This window comes from Ferrovibrio sp. (assembly GCF_964218355.1).
In the GTDB taxonomy this organism is placed as follows: Bacteria; Pseudomonadota; Alphaproteobacteria; order Ferrovibrionales; family Ferrovibrionaceae; genus Ferrovibrio.
In genome coordinates, this window is the sequence record NZ_CAXPMC010000007.1 from 39,582 (window position 1) to 56,831 (window position 17,250).

The 17,250-nt window shown below is 66.8% G+C and carries 15 protein-coding genes; 4 read left to right on the forward strand and 11 right to left on the reverse strand.

Features of this window, described 5'->3' with window-relative positions:
- Nucleotides 1-91 precede the first annotated feature (91 nt).
- The 8 genes from ACEQZY_RS02790 to corA form a co-directional block, all read right to left on the reverse strand.
- The gene (locus ACEQZY_RS02790; protein ID WP_370152093.1) at nt 92-1,321 is read right to left on the reverse strand and encodes a hypothetical protein; all 1,230 of its coding nucleotides are present in this window, start codon (nt 1,319-1,321) and stop codon (nt 92-94) included.
- A gap of 630 nt (nt 1,322-1,951) precedes the next feature.
- Nucleotides 1,952-2,578: a hypothetical protein gene (locus tag ACEQZY_RS02795; RefSeq protein ID WP_370152096.1), complete on the reverse strand. Its 627-nt coding sequence runs from the start codon at nt 2,576-2,578 to the stop codon at nt 1,952-1,954.
- Between the two features lie 250 nt (nt 2,579-2,828).
- Entirely contained in the window at nt 2,829-3,422 is a 594-nt protein-coding gene (locus ACEQZY_RS02800) for a hypothetical protein (protein ID WP_370152099.1), read from the reverse strand.
- A 21-nt stretch (nt 3,423-3,443) separates the two neighbouring features.
- Nucleotides 3,444-4,727 carry a tyrosine-type recombinase/integrase gene (locus ACEQZY_RS02805; RefSeq protein WP_370152101.1) on the reverse strand — a complete coding sequence of 428 codons (1,284 nt, stop codon included), beginning with the start codon at nt 4,725-4,727 and terminating at the stop codon, nt 3,444-3,446.
- A gap of 346 nt (nt 4,728-5,073) precedes the next feature.
- Nucleotides 5,074-5,211: a hypothetical protein gene (locus tag ACEQZY_RS02810; protein ID WP_370152103.1), complete on the reverse strand. Its 138-nt coding sequence runs from the start codon at nt 5,209-5,211 to the stop codon at nt 5,074-5,076.
- A 251-nt stretch (nt 5,212-5,462) separates the two neighbouring features.
- On the reverse strand, nt 5,463-6,323 hold the full coding sequence (locus ACEQZY_RS02815) for a DMT family transporter (RefSeq protein WP_370152106.1): 861 nt from the start codon (nt 6,321-6,323) through the stop codon (nt 5,463-5,465).
- 77 nt (nt 6,324-6,400) lie between these two features.
- Nucleotides 6,401-6,961 carry a TetR/AcrR family transcriptional regulator gene (locus ACEQZY_RS02820; RefSeq protein ID WP_370152108.1) on the reverse strand — a complete coding sequence of 187 codons (561 nt, stop codon included), beginning with the start codon at nt 6,959-6,961 and terminating at the stop codon, nt 6,401-6,403.
- 99 nt (nt 6,962-7,060) lie between these two features.
- Complete coding sequence (gene corA, locus ACEQZY_RS02825) at nt 7,061-8,050, reverse strand: magnesium/cobalt transporter CorA (protein WP_341705256.1); 990 nt, start codon at nt 8,048-8,050, stop codon at nt 7,061-7,063.
- A 452-nt stretch (nt 8,051-8,502) separates the two neighbouring features.
- Here corA and ACEQZY_RS02830 point away from each other — a divergent pair, with 452 nt between their 5' ends.
- Nucleotides 8,503-10,749, forward strand: a complete 2,247-nt coding sequence (locus tag ACEQZY_RS02830) for a hypothetical protein (RefSeq protein ID WP_370152111.1) — start codon at nt 8,503-8,505, stop codon at nt 10,747-10,749.
- Nucleotides 10,750-10,834: 85 nt separating this feature from the next.
- A complete protein-coding gene (locus ACEQZY_RS02835; protein WP_370152113.1) occupies nt 10,835-11,542 on the forward strand; it encodes a hypothetical protein in 708 nt (235 codons plus the stop codon).
- Here ACEQZY_RS02835 and ACEQZY_RS02840 read toward each other — a convergent pair whose 3' ends face one another.
- Both ACEQZY_RS02840 and ACEQZY_RS02845 read right to left on the reverse strand, forming a co-directional pair.
- Nucleotides 11,543-12,088, reverse strand: coding sequence for a flavin reductase family protein (locus tag ACEQZY_RS02840; protein ID WP_370152115.1), 546 nt, complete (start codon nt 12,086-12,088; stop codon nt 11,543-11,545). It lies immediately after the preceding gene.
- Between the two features lie 63 nt (nt 12,089-12,151).
- Nucleotides 12,152-13,825 (reverse strand): tetratricopeptide repeat protein, encoded by a 1,674-nt coding sequence (locus ACEQZY_RS02845; RefSeq protein WP_370152254.1) that lies wholly within the window; start codon nt 13,823-13,825, stop codon nt 12,152-12,154.
- A 201-nt stretch (nt 13,826-14,026) separates the two neighbouring features.
- On the opposite strand from ACEQZY_RS02845, the gene ACEQZY_RS02850 reads away from it, so the two are divergent.
- A complete protein-coding gene (locus ACEQZY_RS02850; protein ID WP_370152117.1) occupies nt 14,027-15,421 on the forward strand; it encodes an amidase in 1,395 nt (464 codons plus the stop codon).
- A gap of 4 nt (nt 15,422-15,425) precedes the next feature.
- On the opposite strand, the gene dinB is transcribed toward ACEQZY_RS02850, so the two are convergent.
- Entirely contained in the window at nt 15,426-16,604 is a 1,179-nt protein-coding gene (gene dinB / locus ACEQZY_RS02855; protein WP_370152120.1) for a DNA polymerase IV, read from the reverse strand.
- A 174-nt stretch (nt 16,605-16,778) separates the two neighbouring features.
- Between dinB and ACEQZY_RS02860 the strand changes: the two genes are divergently transcribed.
- The gene (locus tag ACEQZY_RS02860) at nt 16,779-17,240 is read left to right on the forward strand and encodes an SUF system Fe-S cluster assembly regulator (protein WP_370152122.1); all 462 of its coding nucleotides are present in this window, start codon (nt 16,779-16,781) and stop codon (nt 17,238-17,240) included.
- Nucleotides 17,241-17,250 lie beyond the last annotated feature (10 nt).

The following is a 17,250-nucleotide window of genomic DNA, read 5'->3' on the forward strand; positions in this document are numbered from 1 at the left end:
GGCAATCCCCCCAATAAACCCCAGCAAAAACCTGAAAACGGCAGTTTGCGGCTAAATACAAGGGCTTATGATACCTCCGGGGCGGGGGTGGTCAATTGCCACTACCGGCTGGTGTGCCGCATAAAATGGTAGTTGGCCGGCGGAGGCGCTGGCCCTGCTCGTCCGACAAGAGGATGTATTTTTTGCGGGAGCGGGCAATGGCGGCATGAAACCGTTCCGGCTCGTTTTCCAAGTGATCGCGGACCAAGTGGGAGACGATGCTCGTGACGCTCTCGGCATCCGTCGGCGCCCCCTTCGCTTCGATTAGGGTCGGAACCTGTCCCAGCAGCTGCCGTTCCATAACTGCCAGCAGCTGCTGTCGGTGAATTTCCTTCACCACCCCGGGCTTCGCCCCGGAGGTCATTTCCGCTAGGTCGGCCGCTATGGTGGCTTGAACGGCATCCCAAAGGGGGTGATTCGGCCAGCGGAACCTCTGGGTATCGCTGGGGCTGGGGCGGGTGTACCGGATTTGCTCGGCGGCACAGGACAGAACATCTCCCAGCTTGTTATCCAGCTCAGCCCATGTGGTTATTCCCCAGCGGTCTTTCAGATGCCGCTTGCCGGCCCGGAGTTCGACTCGCCATATACGCTCATTGCCAACGAGCGGAGTCCCGCCATTGGCTTCTATGGCCGCGTTCCAATGCTTCCACCATTCCGGCTTTTGGCGCTCCTGAACCTCTTTGGACTTGTCATAGACAATGACCTGCCGGCCCGGCATCTTGCCGCAGGTTACAGACGTATAGCGGCCAGATATGCCATGAGATTGTTTGGTCTCAACCTCGTGATCCGCCCGGCTGGTATGGGAGTGCATGACAAAGGCTGTTGGATTGAGGGCGAATGGCTCTCCCGATGCGGCTTCGATCTCCGACGCCACAAGGTCCATACAATAGTCGACGCGGGAAATTGCCTCGCTAAATACTTTTGCTCCAATGGCGTCAAGATACCGGTAGATTTCTGCCCGGACGCGGCCGAGCCCCATAGAGGCGAGTGCATTGGATTTGACCGAGACGCGTATATTCCAGCCTGATACGGATTGATTTCGGCTGAAGAACCATTTGGCCCCTACGGGGCCGGTATCGCAGAGATAGGCATAGCCGCCGGGGGCCCCGTGCCCCGCTACATGCATCTTCTCCCCGCGCCATTCCAGAGCCTCCTGAGACCGACTGGCTTGTGCCTGCAATCGCGCCTGTTCCAGAGCGTCCAGCATTGCCTGCTGCACGATGCCCTGAAAAGCCACGTCGAGTTTGTCGAAGTTCCAGTAGATCGGTTTCAGCGTCGTCATATGTCTGCTTTCTGTGGTTCTAGAGGGGGGTGCTACAAAGACCCCCCTCTATGGTTATTCCGTTGGTAAGTGCCGCTCCGCTTGTGCGGCGCGGCAGGTTCCGGCGCTGCGCGCCGGGGCTGCTTTGCGTTTTGGGGCCGGAGAGAGTTGCAAAGAACGGGGGAGCTGGCAGAGCCAGCTCCCCCTAGGAGCCTTGCGGCCCCAAAACACCTGACGGTGCAGCCAGCCCCGCCAGGCCAAAACTGGAGATGTTGGGCTGCGCATAGACACAGCCGTTAGGCCGTGTCCGGTTGAGACGTGCTCGACCTTGTCCGCGCGGAATACCACGCGATCAAGTCGCGCCGGCAGTATCGAACCGAACGCGTGGATACTTTCACGAAGTCAGGCCCACCACCCCGCACACGCCAGTTCTGCAAGGCACGAACGGAGTAGCCGAGGAAGCCTGCGGCTTCCTGTTCGTTTATCAGCCGATCCAGATGATCAGGGTCTAACTCGCCAATGACAGCGCCGGTTTGCATTACACTCACTCCACGTTCGTCCAACGGGAGTAAGCGTCGCTCAACGCGGATTCCACAAAAACGTCTATAAAGCCGGAGCTGATTTATAGATTGTGGAACGAGAGGCGTTGACTTACTGGCTTGAATTAATCGCGGCTCTAATCATTGACGGCAGCCATTTGTAGAGAACTTTATCGCTCAGATTATTGGCGTCCGATTCCGGATACAGCTCGCCAATCTTTTTCCGGATGATGGAAAAATGCGTGGCAGTCGGGGCGGAAAGGTCAATCAGGCCGGCATTTAACAAAGCAGAGAAGGCGCCTTGGATATATGGCTCTGCCGTTGGACGGCCGGGTTTGCGCCGTTTGCCAGAAGGTTCAATGGAGGTGCTTTCGTCAAACAGGCTGCAATGGACGATATGAACCCCGACAAAATGCAATCCGCTGCCGGCCAAGGTGGAGTCGTCGTCATATAGGTCCAGTCCAGCAATGACGGTCTTGGGAATAACCATCAATGATGACGTCATGGTGCGGGGTGCCTTGAAGCCTATGGCAACCCAATTGCCTGATACCAGTTGTCTGAGGGCATAGGCTCCGCCTTGGCCATAGCCATCGTAATATTCTTTTGCGCTTAGCAGGCCCCAGTCGGGGGCATTTTTGGCATCATTCAGGCTGGCGGACTTGGACGTCGGCGGAGACGTATGTCCCCAAAGCTCGGCGACCGAATAGCCACGGTTCCAGATGTCGAGAAGGTCGGTCATTGAATGGATGGGCGCTCACAGACTCGGTTTTGCCTACGTAACGTAACGTGGGGGGAGCTCTGTCGGAACCCGTATACGTAACGTAAGGGCAGAGTTGCGGGCTGCTGCAATTCCCCCATAGGCCAATTCGCGCTTAAGGACGGTCTTAAGGGTGTTTCCAACATGGAGGGCATGCCGACCTCTTAAGAGGAAAGCCCCTTAAGGGGCTGTATCTGATTCTCCAATGAGGCATGCGGTAAGCGGGGCCAGCTCAACTCGACCCCTTAAGGTTATTTCCCTTGTCGGCGTTGCGTTCTGTCCATGCGATGAGGTCGAGTTCACACCGGAAACAGCCTTCCCGACGGGCCACGGCTGCGGCGAACTCCTGTATCCGGTCGCTCAGCGGCTTGGTCAGCGTTCTTATGGCCGTCCAGTCGTCGAGTGCGGTCTTTTCATTGGCGGAGCGTGCCTTGTTGCGCAGGTATTTAATGGCATAGCTGTCCAATGGCATTTCAAGGTACGTCTTTAGACGGTCCAAGCCATAGGCCCGTGAAAACACCAGCTCGCGGCAGCAGGCAAAGAGGAAGATGTTTGTGGCCTTGCGGGCGGCGCCCCAGTTGCCTTGGCCTCCATCCGGAAACCGGTTCGCCAGCTCGTCGGTCATTTGGTCGAGCACTGCCATATATTGGTCCTGATTGCAGTCAGCGAGGGCCTTCAGGTCGACCGTCTCCAGATAGCCTCTGGCCGTTTTGACCATATCCGGCGCCCCCTGATTCCGGAGGGCCGATCCGCCGACCGCACGGGCGAGATAGCGCTGATATGACCTCAGCAGCTCGCCATCCTTTGGCGTTTCCTGCGGCGTCATATTCCTGCCCTCGGATGCCGATTAGCCCGCTGCTTTGGCGGGCGGCTGTTTCGGGCGCTCCGGGAAGCGGACCACATTGCCGCCGGCCTCTACGGTCTCGGGCGCGATCGATACAGAGGCCACCGGCCCGGCAGGCGAGGGCGGCTCTGCCGGCGCTAGGCCGATCATCCCGCCAAGCCGTGTCGCGCCGAGAGTTGCCGCCTCCCGGACTGTGGCGTCATCCAGATGGGCGTAACGCATGGTCGTCTGGATTTGCGTGTGGCCGAGTAGCTTTTGCAGCGTGGTAATCGCCATGCCGCCTTGGAGCATCAGCGAGGCATAGGTATGGCGCAGGTCATGGATACGGACCTCTGGCAGCTTGGCCCGCTTGCGGATATGGCGCCACGATTTCTCCAGATTGACGGCGTGTTGGCCTTCGACTTCGCCGGCTATGACATACGGATTGCCATCAAGCTTTCGTATGGCATTGATGACGGCTTGGGCCTCTGGCGTCAGCGGGATGCGCCGCGCGCCCGTCTTGCTGTCTGGCAGGTTCAGATAGCCGCCCCGGATGAAGGACCATTGCAGGGTCAGGATTTCGCCTAGGCGGCAGCCGGTGAGGATCAGCAGCCGGAAGGCGGCGATATGGTAGGGCGATAGGTCTTTGGCCGTCTCAGCGTCCCTGAGGGCCGTGCTGACCCGTTCCAGCTCGTCGGGGGTCAGATAGCGCTCGCGGCGCTCCTCGCGGTATTTCTGGACATGGCGGCAGGGATTGGCGCCGTCGGGCCGCAGGCCCCAGACTTCGCAGAGGTTAAACATCTTCGATAGCAGAGCTAACACGCGGTTTGCCCGGTATGGCGTCTTGCGCAAGGTGTGATGCAGGTCGGCTATGTCGGGGCGGCTCACATCGACAATCTTGAAGCTACCAAGCTTGGGCAGAATATGCTGGTCGAGCATGGAGCGGCAGTCGCGTTCGGTCGACGGCTTGCAGCGCTTGGCGACATGCTCCTCCATGAAGCGCTCTGAGACGGATTTGACGGTGGGGGCGCGGCGGTGGGTGTCGATGGCCTCGGCCGGGTTGTCGCCCTTGGCAACGGCCCCTAAGAGCTCTTTTGCGCGTTTGCGGGCCTCGTCGGCCGTCAGTACGCCATGCTGGCCGATCTTGACCCGCCGTGTGCGGCCGCCGGCGCGATACTGGACCATGTAGGTGCGCTTGCCGCTTGGCATGATGCGCACGCCAAAGCCGCTCACCTCGTCATCCCAGACGAAGTAGTCACGCGCTTTGATCTCGAAGGCTTCAACGCGGGTCTTGGACAGGGCCGCCATGGTGCTTCACTCCGGTACAACCGAATTTCTGGAAGCACTATGGAAGCAGCAAAAATGAAAAATCAAGCAAAAGTAGAGTGGTTAAGCGTAGCGAAGAGTCGTCTATGTCACTGAAAATATTGATGGTGAGTATCGCCGGGGGTTGTGAGCGTAATTGAGCGTAAAGCCCCAGCCGCACTCTTAATCAGCGGGTCCCAGGTTCGAGCCCTGGTGCGCCCACCATTTTTCCCTCTCTCCGCTTTCATCCCGATCAGTAGTCCCTGGCCGCCAGTAGTCTCTGGCCGCCAGTAGTCTCTGCCCGCGCGCCCTGAAGCGAAGCGGCGGCGGCGATCCCCGCGCCGCGGCCTCAGCGCCAGCCACGCCTGCGCTTGTACAGGAACTGCGCGACGCAGCCTTCATAGGCGGCTTCACTGCCGGCATAGCGCACATCCGCCGCCGTCTCGTCGTTGCAGACCTGCCGCGCCTCGGCCTCGTCGGCGCTCATGACCGTCTGCGGCGGCGTCTGCGACGGTGCCTGCGTCTGGCAGGCGGCGAGCAGGAGCAGGGCAAGTGCCGCGGCGGATGTCGGTCGGAGAGGGAGTATCATCGTATGCCTCGGGCCGGGCGCGTCTGCCGCCCGTTGCGGCGAGCCTAGCATGGCGCCCCGGCCTCGGGCAGAGGCCATGCGTGCAGCCGCCCGCCACAGCCGGGCCGGCCTTTCCGTTTTCCGCATCCGCCGCCCACCGGCATCCGGGTTCAGGCCGGCCGCGCGCGCAGCCTGACCTGGGTGACGGCGACGCCAGAAACCGCGAGCAGCCCGCCGGCAACCAGTTTCGGGGTCACCGGCTCGCCGAGGACCAGCACGCTGGAAATCACGGCGAATACCGGCAGCAGCAGGCCGAATGGCGCGACGCGGCCCATCGAACAGCGGGCGATCAGCCAGAACCAGAGGCCGAAGCCGAGGATGCCGCCGATGAAGACCGTGTAGGCGAGGGCCAGCCAGCCATGGATATCCGCCATGGCCAGGCTCGCCAGCTGGCCCTGTTCCAGCAGCAGCGACATCAGCATGACCTGCGGCACGGTCAGCAGCGACGACCATCCCATCAGCATCAGGGGGTCGAAAGGGCCGTGGCGCTTCGTCAGGATATTCGACATCGCAAACGCGAAGGCGGCCCCGACCACAAGCAGCAGCGGTACCGCGCCGGCGGTCAGGCCGGGATCTGCCGCCAGTACGACCACCCCGGCGAATGCCATCGCCACGCCGGCAGCCGTGGTCAGGGAAGGCCGCTCCGCCAGCAGCGGCCAGGCCAGCAGGATGGTGAAGGGCGTGGCAAGCTGATAGGCGATTGCCGACAGGCTGCCGGAGCCGAGCCCGAGGCCGATGTAGAAGAGCCCGAAATTCAGCCCGCCAAGGAAAACCGAAATCGCCGCAACCGGGCCGAACTGCCGGGCCGTGGGCCGCCGGACGAACGGGATCAGCAGCAGCGCGATGGCCAGGAAGCGCAGGGCAAGGAAGAACAGCGGCGGAAACTGCAGAAGCCCCATCTTGATGACCACGAACTGATAGCCCCAGAGCAGGGGGACGGTCACGGCGCAGACGATCTGGAGGGCAGACATTGCAATCTTCCTTTAAAGACCGATCAGTCCAGATATGGGCGCGTTCCTGCTGGCGGTGCCGGTAGTCATCGAACGGCCTATCCGAGGAAACGGTCGAGAAGGGCGTCGGCGGTTGCCTGCGATGCCAGCCGCGACGGCCCCGTCTTGCCGGTCACGCGCAGCCCCTCGACGAAGCAGACGAGAATGCGGGCGGCACTCGCGGGCTCGACGCCGGCGGCTAGCCGCCCCGCCGCCTTCGCCCGGGAAAGGGTGTCTGCCAGCCGGCTTTCCATGGCCCTGAAAAAATGCCCGACGCGGCGGTCGACCTCGGCATCGCGGCCTGCCAGTTCCATGGCCGTGGCCACCAGCAGGCAGCCGCGGCGGCCGCGGGCACCGCTCGTGCGGTCGACATAGCCGGCAAGATAGGCCCGCAGGCCGTCCACCGGCTCTCTGCCGGCGGCGAGTTCGCTGTCCATGCGCGCCAGGGCGTCGGCGATATAGCGGTCGAGTGCAAGCAGGAAGAGCGCATGCTTGTCGCCGAAAGCGGCGTACAGGCTGCCACGCGACAGCTTCGTCGCATGCAGCAGGTCAGGCAGGGCCGTGGCGTGATAGCCGCGCGACCAGAACACGGCCATCGCGCGTTCGACGGCAATGTCCATGTCGAAACTTCTGGGGCGGCCACGGGGCGCCCGGGCTGCAGTCTGGCGGCTCATCAGCTATATATAGACCAATTGGTCTTTAAATGGCAAGGCGCCCCCCTACAGCCACCCGCTTTTCCGGAAGCGCCAGTAGAGCAGGCCGCACACGCCGGCCATCAGCAGCAGGGCGACGGGATAGCCCCACTGCCATTTCAGTTCCGGCATCACCTCGAAATTCATGCCCCAGATGCCGGCAAAGGCGGTGGCCACGGCGAAGATGCCGGCCCAGGCGGCCAGCCGCTTGTTCACTTCGCTTTCCTCGATCGCCACCATCGAGAAATTCACCTGGATCGCCGTGGTGATGGTTTCGCGCATGGTGTCGATCCAGGCATTCAGCCGGGTCAGGTGGTCGTAGACGTCGCGGTAATATTCGCTGAGGCCCATGCAGGGCCGCGGCACCCGGCCGCCATAGAGCCGGCCCACCGCCTCCATCAGCGGCGAGACGGCATGTTTCAGCATCGCCGTCTTGCGCTTCAGCGCATAGAGCCGGCGGATCGTCTCGCGCGCCGCGCCGGCCGGCCGCGCCGCGCCGTCGCCGGCGAAGATCTGCTCCTCGATCTCCTCCAGCTCGTCTTCCAGCCGCTCCATGATCGGCAGATAGCGGTCCACCACCGCATCCAGCAGCGCATAGAGCACGAAGCCCGAGCCCTGTTTCAGCAATTCGGGTTCGGCCTCGCAGCGTCGCCGCACGCCGAGGAAATCGGCATGGCTGCCGCTGCGCACGCTGAGCACGAAGTCGCGGCCGACGAACACGTCCACCTCGCCGCGATGCAGCTCGCCCTCGCGGTCGAGTTCCAGCAGATGCATCACGGCAAACATCTGGTCGCCGTATTCCTCCAGCTTCGGCCGCTGGTGGCCCATCCGCGCGTCTTCCACCGCCAGGTCGTGCAGGCCGAATTCCGCCTGCAGCTCCTCCAGCTCGGCCAGCACCGGGTCCTTCAGCGCCACCCAGACGAAGGTGTCGGGCTGGCCGACGAAGCGGTCGATCTCGGCCACCGGCGGCTCGGCCAGCTTCTCGCCCCCGCGATAGGCGACGCAGTTGATCAGCATCGGCGGCTCCCCCTCATCACACCCGGCATCACAATCACACCCGGCATCACACCGGCACACAGTCCGGCGGCGAATCAGCCGCCGCCCGGCCAGTCTAGCCGGCAGTCTAGCCGCGCCGGGTTGCAATCGGGCAGCCCCTTGATGTTTCCTGAATGTTCCCTATATCGGGGGCATCCGCCCGGCGCCGGCTCTGCATGCACAAGCATGCTGCTCTGGTGGCGGGTGTCGGTGGTGCCGTCATGCGCGCAGGCGTGGCAATAAGGGCAAACGGTCCGCAGCGGTCACCAGCGGTCCGGAACGGTCACCAGCGGTCCGCAGCGGTCCGCAGCGGTCACCAACGGTCCGCAGCGGTCACCAGCGGCCAGGGGGCGGCCGCGGGTGGTTTTGCTGGTCAGCAGCCCGGAAATCTGCTTCATTTCCGGGCACATAGCCAATCTCTGCCGGAGTGTCCCATGGCCGATGCCGCTTCATCCGTCTCCCCGGCTGCTCCCCTGGCGGCGGCGGCCCCGCATCGCTGGCGCTTCTTCCGGGCCGGCGGCTTCGACCAGCTGCGCATCGAGACCGGGGCCGACCTCAGGGCGCTGGCCGGACTGCCCGCCGCCGGCGGGGGCGAGGGCGGCGGCCTCGACCAGAAGCTCTGGCTGGCCCTGGCCTGCCCGGTGCATTCGGTCGAGTTCGACCGCCGCACCCTGGCCCTGATCGATGCCGACGGCGATGGCCGCATCCGCGCGCCGGAACTGCTGGCCGCCCTGCGCTGGACCCTCGGCCTGGTGAAAGACCCCGATGCGCTGTTTGCCGGCCATGCGGTGCTGCCGCTGGCGCTGATCGACGACAGCAGCGCCGAGGGTGCCGCCATCCTCGCCTCGGCCCGGCGCATCCTGTGCAATCTGGGGCAGGAGGATGCCGGCTCGATCAGTCCCGACCAGGCCGGCAATCTCGCCGCCATCTATGCCCAGAGCTACCTGAACGGCGACGGCATCGTGCCGCCCGACTGCGCCCCCGATGCCGAAACGGCGGCGGTGATGCGGCTGATCATGGAACGCGCCGGCAGCCGGCCCGACCGCGGCGGCCCGGCCGGGCTCGGCCAGGCCGAATGCGACGCCTTTTTCGCCGCCATCGACGCCTATGCCGCCTGGATGGACGAGGCCGTCGGCGATCCCGACAGCCTGCAGCCGCTCGGCCCCGCCACCGGCGGCGCCGTCACCGCCCTGCAGGCCGTGCAGGCCAGGGTCGACGACTATTTCTTCCGCTGCCGGCTGGCCGCCTATGATCCGCCGGCCGCCGCCGCGCTGAATGCCGATGCCGCCGTCTTCGCCGCGCTGGCCACGGTCGACCTTGCCGGCGATCCCGCGCCGGTCGCCGGCCTGCCGCTGGCCCGCATCGAGGCCGGCCGCGCCCTGCCGCTGGACGAGACGGTCAATCCGGCCTGGGCCGAGGCGGTGGCGCGCTTCCGCGATGCGGTGGTGCAGCCGCTGCTGGGCGCCCGCAATGCGCTGAGCGAGGCCGACTGGCGGGCCCTGCGCGAAAGGCTGGCCCCCTGCATCGCCTGGCAGGGCCGCAAGGCCGGTGCCATGGTCGAACCGCTGGGCATCGACCGGGTGCGCGAAATCCGCGCCGGGCAGACACGCGCCCGCATCGTGCAGCTGATCGCCGAGGATGCGGCGCTGGCCCCCGAATTCGAGGCCGTCGCCGCGGTCGAGAAGCTGGCCCGCTTCCTGCGCGACCTGGTGCCGCTGCTGAACAACTTCATTTCGTTCCGCGATTTCTACACCCGCCGCGCGCGGGCGATCTTCCAGATCGGCACGCTGTATATCGACGGGCGGTCCTGCGACCTCTGCGTCCAGGTCGACGATGCCGCCCGGCATGCGGCGATGGCCACCAACAGCCGCATCTTCCTGCTCTACTGCGACTGCACCCGCAAGGGCAGCAACGAGAAGATGACGATCGCCGCCGGCATCACGGCGGGCGATTCCGACCTGCTGGCGGTGGGCCGCAACGGCGTGTTCTACGACCGCCGCGGCCGCGACTGGGATGCCGTGGTCACCCGCGTGGTCAGCCACCCGATCTCGATCCGCGAGGCCTTCTGGATGCCGTTCAGGAAGGTCGGCAAGCTGATCGGCGACCAGATCGAGAAATTCGCCGCCGCCCGCAGCAAGGCGGCAGAGACGCAGATGACCGCGCAGCTGGTCGCCACCGGCACCGCCGCCGCCACCGGCGCGCCGCCGCCGCCACCCAAGCCGGCACCGGCCTTCGATGCCGGCAAGTTCGCCGGGATTTTCGCCGCCATCGGCCTGGCCATCGGCGCCATCGGCACGGCGCTGGCCTCGGTGGTGACCGGGCTGCTGAACCTGGCCTGGTGGCAGATCCCGCTGGCCGTGCTGGGCGTCATCCTCGTGGTCTCGGGTCCCTCGATGGTGATCGCGGCGATGAAGCTGCGCCAGCGCAACCTCGGCCCGATCCTCGATGCCAATGGCTGGGCGGTGAATGCGCGGGCGCGCATCAACATCCCCTTCGGCGGCAGCCTGACCCAGGTGGCGAAGCTGCCGCCCGGTGCCGAGCGCGCCCTGCAGGACCCCTATGCCGAACGGCGCCAGCCCTGGCTGCTCTATGCGGCGCTGGGTCTGGCCGTGCTGCTGCTGTGGCTGGCCTGGCATTTCGGGCTGGTGGCCGCCCTCTGGCTCCGCTTCGGCTGGCATTAACCATGGGGGATGTGCCGGGGGATTTCCCCGGGGTTACCGGGAAATACGGTCGCGCCGGCGGGCCGGGACGGGCTAGGATGGGGGCATGAGGCTGGAACCGCGCTTCTTCACGCCGATCGGCACCCTGCGCCATGCCGCACGCCTGGGTTTCCTGACCCAGGATGTGCGCCGGGCCGGCACGGTCATGGGCTTCGTCGGCGCGGCGGCCGCGCTCGGCGCCCAGCCGGCCGACCTCGCGCTGGTGGTGATCCGCCGGCAGAGCCCGGCCGACCTGCACCGGCAGGTGGTGATCGTGTTCCAGAAGGACCCGGCCTTCGCCGACGGCCTCGGCCGGCTCTACCGGGCGCGGCGGCGACCGATCGGCTTCGAGGGCGAACAGCGCTGGTGCGCCATCCCCGAACCCTCCTTCCTGGCCGACGAGACCTTCGCCCTGCTGGCGGCACGCTTTCCGCATCTGCTGCTGATCGAGGAACAGCCCGCCGGCACCGCGCCGCGCATCGAGGTGCTGGCCTCGTCGGGCTTCCGCGACCTGCCGCAGCTGAAACTGGCGCCACTGCCCGGCCGCGCCGCCGCACCGGCAAGGCCGGCGCCGCGTCCGCCGGCCACCGTCACGCCGCTGCCGGCCGCCGCCGCGCGTCCGGCCGCGATCCGGCTGCCGCAGCCGGCGCCGGCCCGCGTGCTGCCGCTGCGTCCGCGGCGGCTGAAAAGCACGGTGGCCCTAAACGAACGGGTCGAGCGCCAGGTGGTCGACGAATTCCGCCGCCTGCTGAAGGCGGTCTCGCTGTATTCCTGATCAGCCGTTCCGGCCGGGACCGGGGCCGCAATCCCCGACCGGGCCGGTGCCCATGTAGCAGCCGTCCTGGTAGACCAGCGGATCGACATCGGCGCGGCTGATCGCGCCGGTCACCCGGCCGATGCAGATCGAATGGGTGCCATAGGCATGCACCGCCTCGATCTCGCAGAAGATGTTGGCCTGGGCATCGGCCAGGTAGGGCAGGCCGGCGGCATCGGCCTGCCAGTCGCCCTCGGCAAAGCGCGCCTCGCCCTCGATGGCGCCGCTGAACACTTCCGACAGGCGCTGCTGGCTGCGATGCAGCAGGTTGATGCAGAAACGCTGGCCCAGACCGAGCTGGGCATGCAGGGCGGCCGAACGGTTCACGCAGGCCAGCACCGCCGGCGGGCTGGCGGAAACCGAGGTGACGGCGGTGGCGGTCATGCCGTGGCGGATGCCGCTGTCATTGCGGGTGGTGATCACGGTGACGGTCGCCGCCAGCCGCCGCATCGCGGTGCGGAAAGCCTCGTCGAGCGGAACCGGATCGGAGGGAGTCGCTGCAGCCATGATGCTGCTGTCATAGCGGAAACCGCCGCCCCGCCGCAACCGGCCGCCCGGCCGGCGCCGGGTTCAGCCGGCCGCCGGCAGCCGCCAGGACAGCTGTTCGGCGACCCGCCGGGCAACTTCGGCCCAGTCGCCGGGCCCGGTCTGCCGCAGCAGCGTCAGGCTGCGGTACCAGGGCGTGGTATTGCCGTCGAGGCCCCAGTACCAGTGCGGCGAGATGCCCTTGTGCAGCATCACGATCGCCGGCTTGCCCAGCGCACCGGCCATATGGGCGGTGGTGTTGCTGGTGGTCACCACCATGTCCATCGCCTCGATCTGGGCGGCGAAGCCGTCGAGATCCTTCATCTGGTCGATCTCCGGATCGACCAGCAGGTCGACGCCGGCGGCCTGTTTCAGCGCGGCGCGGTCGGCCTCGCGGTTGCCGTATTGCAGGTCGACGAACCGCAGGCCTGGCAGGCCGAGGAAGGCGGCGAAATCGGTCAGCTGCGCGCTCTTGGGGGCGCCGATCTGTGGGTTGGCGCTGTACCAGGCGACGCCGACCAGCGGCCGGCCATCCCCCTGCTGATAGCGCGCGCGCAGGGCGGCGGCGCGTTCGGCATCGGCCTTCAGCGGCAGGGCACCGGTGCAGTCGGCGGGGCTGCGGCGGAACACCGCGGCGACATCGAACAGGCTGCCCTGGATGACGAGGTCGGGGGCGAACAGCCGCGGCTGCGCGGGGTTGGTGCGCGGCAGCACCTCGAGCCCGGGAAAGCTGCGCTGCAGCAGCGGGATCATGCGCGGATCGCATTCGATCACCGGCCGGATGCCGGTGGCCAGCAGTTCCGGCATCACGCTGAGCAGGGCCAGCGTCTCGCCGACCCCCTGTTCGGTGAACAGCAGCATCTTGCCGCCGTCCGGCAGCGGCTGGCCCTGCCAGAACGGCAGCGTGAAGGGCCGCATGTCGACCTTCATCGATTCCACGGTCCAGCGGGCGCCGAAATGCGGCCAGGCCTGCTTGTAGTCGCCCTTCACCATCAGCGCGGTGCCATAGCGCATATGGGCGGCGCCATGGCCGGGCTGCAGGCGGATCGCCTGCTCGTACCAGCGCATGGTGCCGGCGAAGTCGCCCTGGCTGCGGGCGAGGTCGCCGAGCGCGATCTGGGTGTCGATCAGGCCGGGATCGAGGCGGACGGCCTCGGCAAAGGCGCGCAGGGCCTCGTCGGGCCGGTCGAGGCTCGACAGCGTCAGGCCGAGATTCTGGTGGAACATGGCAATGCCGGGATTGAGCGCGATCGCCTTGCGCAGCGCCTCGGCGGCGCCGGTGAAATCGCGGCTGTCCATCAGGGCGGCGCCCATGTTGTTCAGCGCCTCGGCATAATCCGGCTGGATCGCCAGCGCCACCTGGTAGCAGGCCACGGCCTCCGCCGGCTGTTTCAGGTCGCGCAGGGCATTGCCGCGGTTGTTATGCGCCTGGGCATAGCGCGGCTGCAGCCGGATCGCCTGGTCGAAGCAGGGCAGGGCGGTGGCGGCATCGCCGGACATGCGCAGCAGCTCGCCGAGATTGTTGTGATAGATGGCATTGGCCGGATAGGCCGCGATGGCCTCGCGCAGCAGCGCGATCGCCTCCGCGCTGCGGCCGGCCCGGTGTTCGTCGAGTGCGCGGTCATTCAGCCGGTTGGCCGTGGCCAGGGCGGCAGATGGTCCGGCCGGGCGGCCGCTGGCCGCCATCTTTTCCTGGGCCCGGCGCTGCTTGCGGTTCATCACGCGATCCGTTTCCTCTTTGGCAGCCTCCTGCTTAGTCTGCCGGGTCTTAAGGGGTTGTAAACCACCGGTCCATTTGCCGGGACCGGGCGAAAAAATCCGCCCGGAAGGCTGGCCGGCGAAAAACCCGCGGGCCTATGCTGGGCGCTGCGGCGGCTGCCGTCCCTCCCTGCAGGTCCTTCCCAATCAACGGGTTTTCCGATGACCGAGATCACCGCGCTGTCGGCGCCAGAACTTGTCGAGTCCTATCGCAACCGCAGCCTGAGCCCGGTCGAGGCGACCGAGGCGGTGCTGGCCCATATCGCGGCCTGGGAGCCGAAGCTGGGCGCGCTCTATGCCTTCGATCCGGACGGCGCCCGCGCCGCCGCGCGGGAATCCGAGGCGCGCTGGCTGAAAGGCGCCCCCTGCGGTCCGCTCGACGGCGTGCCCGGCACCATCAAGGAGAATATCGCCACCAAAGGCGTGCCGGTGCCGGCCGGCACGGCGGCCACCAAACTGGTGCCGGCCGCCGAAGACGCACCGCCGGCGGCCCGCCTGCGCGAGGCCGGCATGGTGATCCTCGCCAAGACCACCATGCCCGATTACGGCATGCTGTCGTCGGGCCTGTCGAGCTTCCATCAGCTGGCCCGCAATCCCTGGGACCTGCGGATGAATCCGGGCGGCTCCAGCGCCGGCGCCGGTTCGGCCGGCGCCGCCGGCTACGGCCCGCTGCATATCGGCACCGATATCGGCGGTTCGGTGCGCCTGCCGGCCGGCTGGTGCGGCCTGGTCGGCCTGAAGCCGAGCCTGGGCCGCATTCCGATCAACCCGCCCTATGTCGGCCGCGTCGCCGGGCCGATGACCCGCACCGTGGCCGATACCGCGCTGATGATGAGCGTGCTGGCGAAACCCGACTGGCGCGACGGCATGAGCCTGCCGCCGGCCGAGATCGACTGGCTGGCCATCGACGGGCAGAAGCTGAAAGGCCTGCGGATCGGCCTGATGATGGAGATCGGTGCCGGCATGGTGCTGGCCGGCGACGTGCGCGATGCGGTGCAGGCGGCGGCGAAGCTGTTCGAGGCCGAGGGTGCCATCGTCGAGCCGGTGCCGGCGATCCTCACCCGCGAGATGCTGGACGGGCTGGACGATTTCTGGCGCGCCCGCCAGTGGGACGATGTCGAGAAACTGGCACCGGAGGATCGCGCGAAGATCCTGCCCTATATCCGCGCCTGGGCGGAATCCGGCGCAGAGCGCAGCGGCCTGCAGGTGGTGCGCGGCTTCAACCAGACCATGGTGATGCGCAGGGCTGCGGCCGAACTGTTCCGCGGGCTGGATTTCGTGCTGTCGCCGACGGCGCCGACCGCCAGCTATCCGGCCGACTGGGCCTCGCCGGTGAACGATCCGGAGAAGCCCTTCGAGCATATCGGCTATACCGTCGTGTGGAACATGTCGGAGCAGCCGGCCGTCTCGGTCAATTGCGGCTTCACGGCGGCGGGCCTGCCGATCGGCCTGCAGATCGTCGGCCGCCGCTTCGACGATCTCGGCGTGCTGCGCATGGCGAAAGCCTACGAGGACCGCCGCGGGGCACAGCGGCCCTGGCCGCAGCCGCCGGCCTGACCGCCTACAGCGTCAGGCGCAGCTGCGGCGCCGGTGCGTCATCGGCCGCCGTTTCCCCCTCGGCCTGCGGATTGTCGAGGCCGGAAAGGGTGACGCCCAGCAGCCGGATGCCCTTCGCAACCGGGAAGACGCCGTCCAGCAGCTCCTGCACGGCGGCAACGATGTCGTCGATGCCGGCGATGGGCGCAGGCGCCGTGCGGCTGCGGGTGATCTGCTGGAAATCGGCGAACTTCACCTTCAGGGTGACGGTGCGGCCGCGGATGCCGGCCTTCTGGCAGTAGGACCATACCTTGCCGATGATCGGCTGCAGGGCGGCCTCGGCTTCGGGCAGGCTGTGCAGGTCGGTGAAGAAGGTGTTCTCGGCGCCGACCGATTTGCGGATGCGGTCGGGCCGCACCGGCCGTTCGTCGATGCCGCGCGAAATCCAGTAGTAGAACGTGCCCGACTTGCCGAAATGCTGGCGCAGGAAGGGCAGGGCCTGCCCGCGCAGGTCGGCGCCGGTGCGGATGCCCAGCCGTTCCATCTTCGCCGCCGTGGCCGGGCCGATGCCGTGGAACTTGCCCACCGGCAGGCCGGCGACGAAAGCGGCGCCTGCCTGCGGGCGGATCACGAACAGGCCGTCGGGCTTGTTTTCGTCCGAGGCCAGCTTGGCCAGGAACTTGTTGTAGGAGACGCCGGCCGAGGCGGTCAGGCCGGTGGTCTCGCGGATCCTGGTGCGGATTTCCTCGGCCACCGCGGTGGCGGTGGGCAGGCCCTTCAGGTTCTCGGTGACGTCGAGATAGGCCTCGTCCAGCGACAGCGGCTCGATCAGCGGCGTGTAGTCGGCGAAGATGTCGCGGATCTGCCGCGACACCGCCTTGTAGACATCGAAGCGCGGTTTCACGAAGACCAGGGCCGGGCATTTGCGCCGGGCGGTGACCGAGGGCATGGCGGACCGCACGCCGAAGGCGCGCGCCTCGTAGCTGGCCGCCGCCACCACGCCGCGTTCCCGCGACCCGCCGACGGCCACCGGCCTGCCGCGCAGCTCCGGATTGTCGCGCTGCTCGACCGAGGCATAGAAGGCATCCATGTCGATATGGATGATCTTGCGCTGCGGCGCCGGGGCGGCAGCGTCGGGGGCGGCATCCGGGCTTTCGGGCGATGGTGCCGCGGCAGGCAGGGATATGTCGGCGGTGTCGGTCATGGCGCGAACAGGGGTTACCTGTTTACTAGCATATTCCTGTTTTGTTCGGAACCAGCCAGACCGGTTGACTTCCGCCGCCGGGAAATCATCTTGCAATCCGGACCAGATTGGTCTTATTTGCCGGCGCTGGGTGCAGACTCGCTGCCGGCCCGGAAATTGCGAAGGATTTGCAGGATGTTGCGCCTCAGTCGCCTGGCCGATTACGGCGTCATGGTGATGGCCCATGTGGCGGCCGACCCCGATGCCGCCTACAACGCCGCCGATACCGCGGCCGCCACCGGCCTGCCCGGGCCGACGGTGGCCAAGATCATGGCGCGGCTGGGCAAGGCCGGGCTGCTGACCTCGCAGCGCGGCGCCCATGGCGGTTATCGCCTGGCGCAGCCGGCCGAGGTGCTGTCGGTGGCCGACATCGTCACCGCGCTGGACGGCCCGATCGCCCTGACCCAGTGCTCGACCAGCGGCCCCAGCGCCTGCGACCGCGAGAATCTCTGCGTATCCCGGCGCGGCATCAACCGCATCAACAATGCCATCCGCGGCGCGCTGGAAGGCGTGACCCTGGCCGAACTGGCCCGCCCCTACGATTTCTTCGCCGCTCCGCCGCCCCGCCGCGGCGCGGCTGCCACCCCTGCCGAGTAAAGGACAGGTC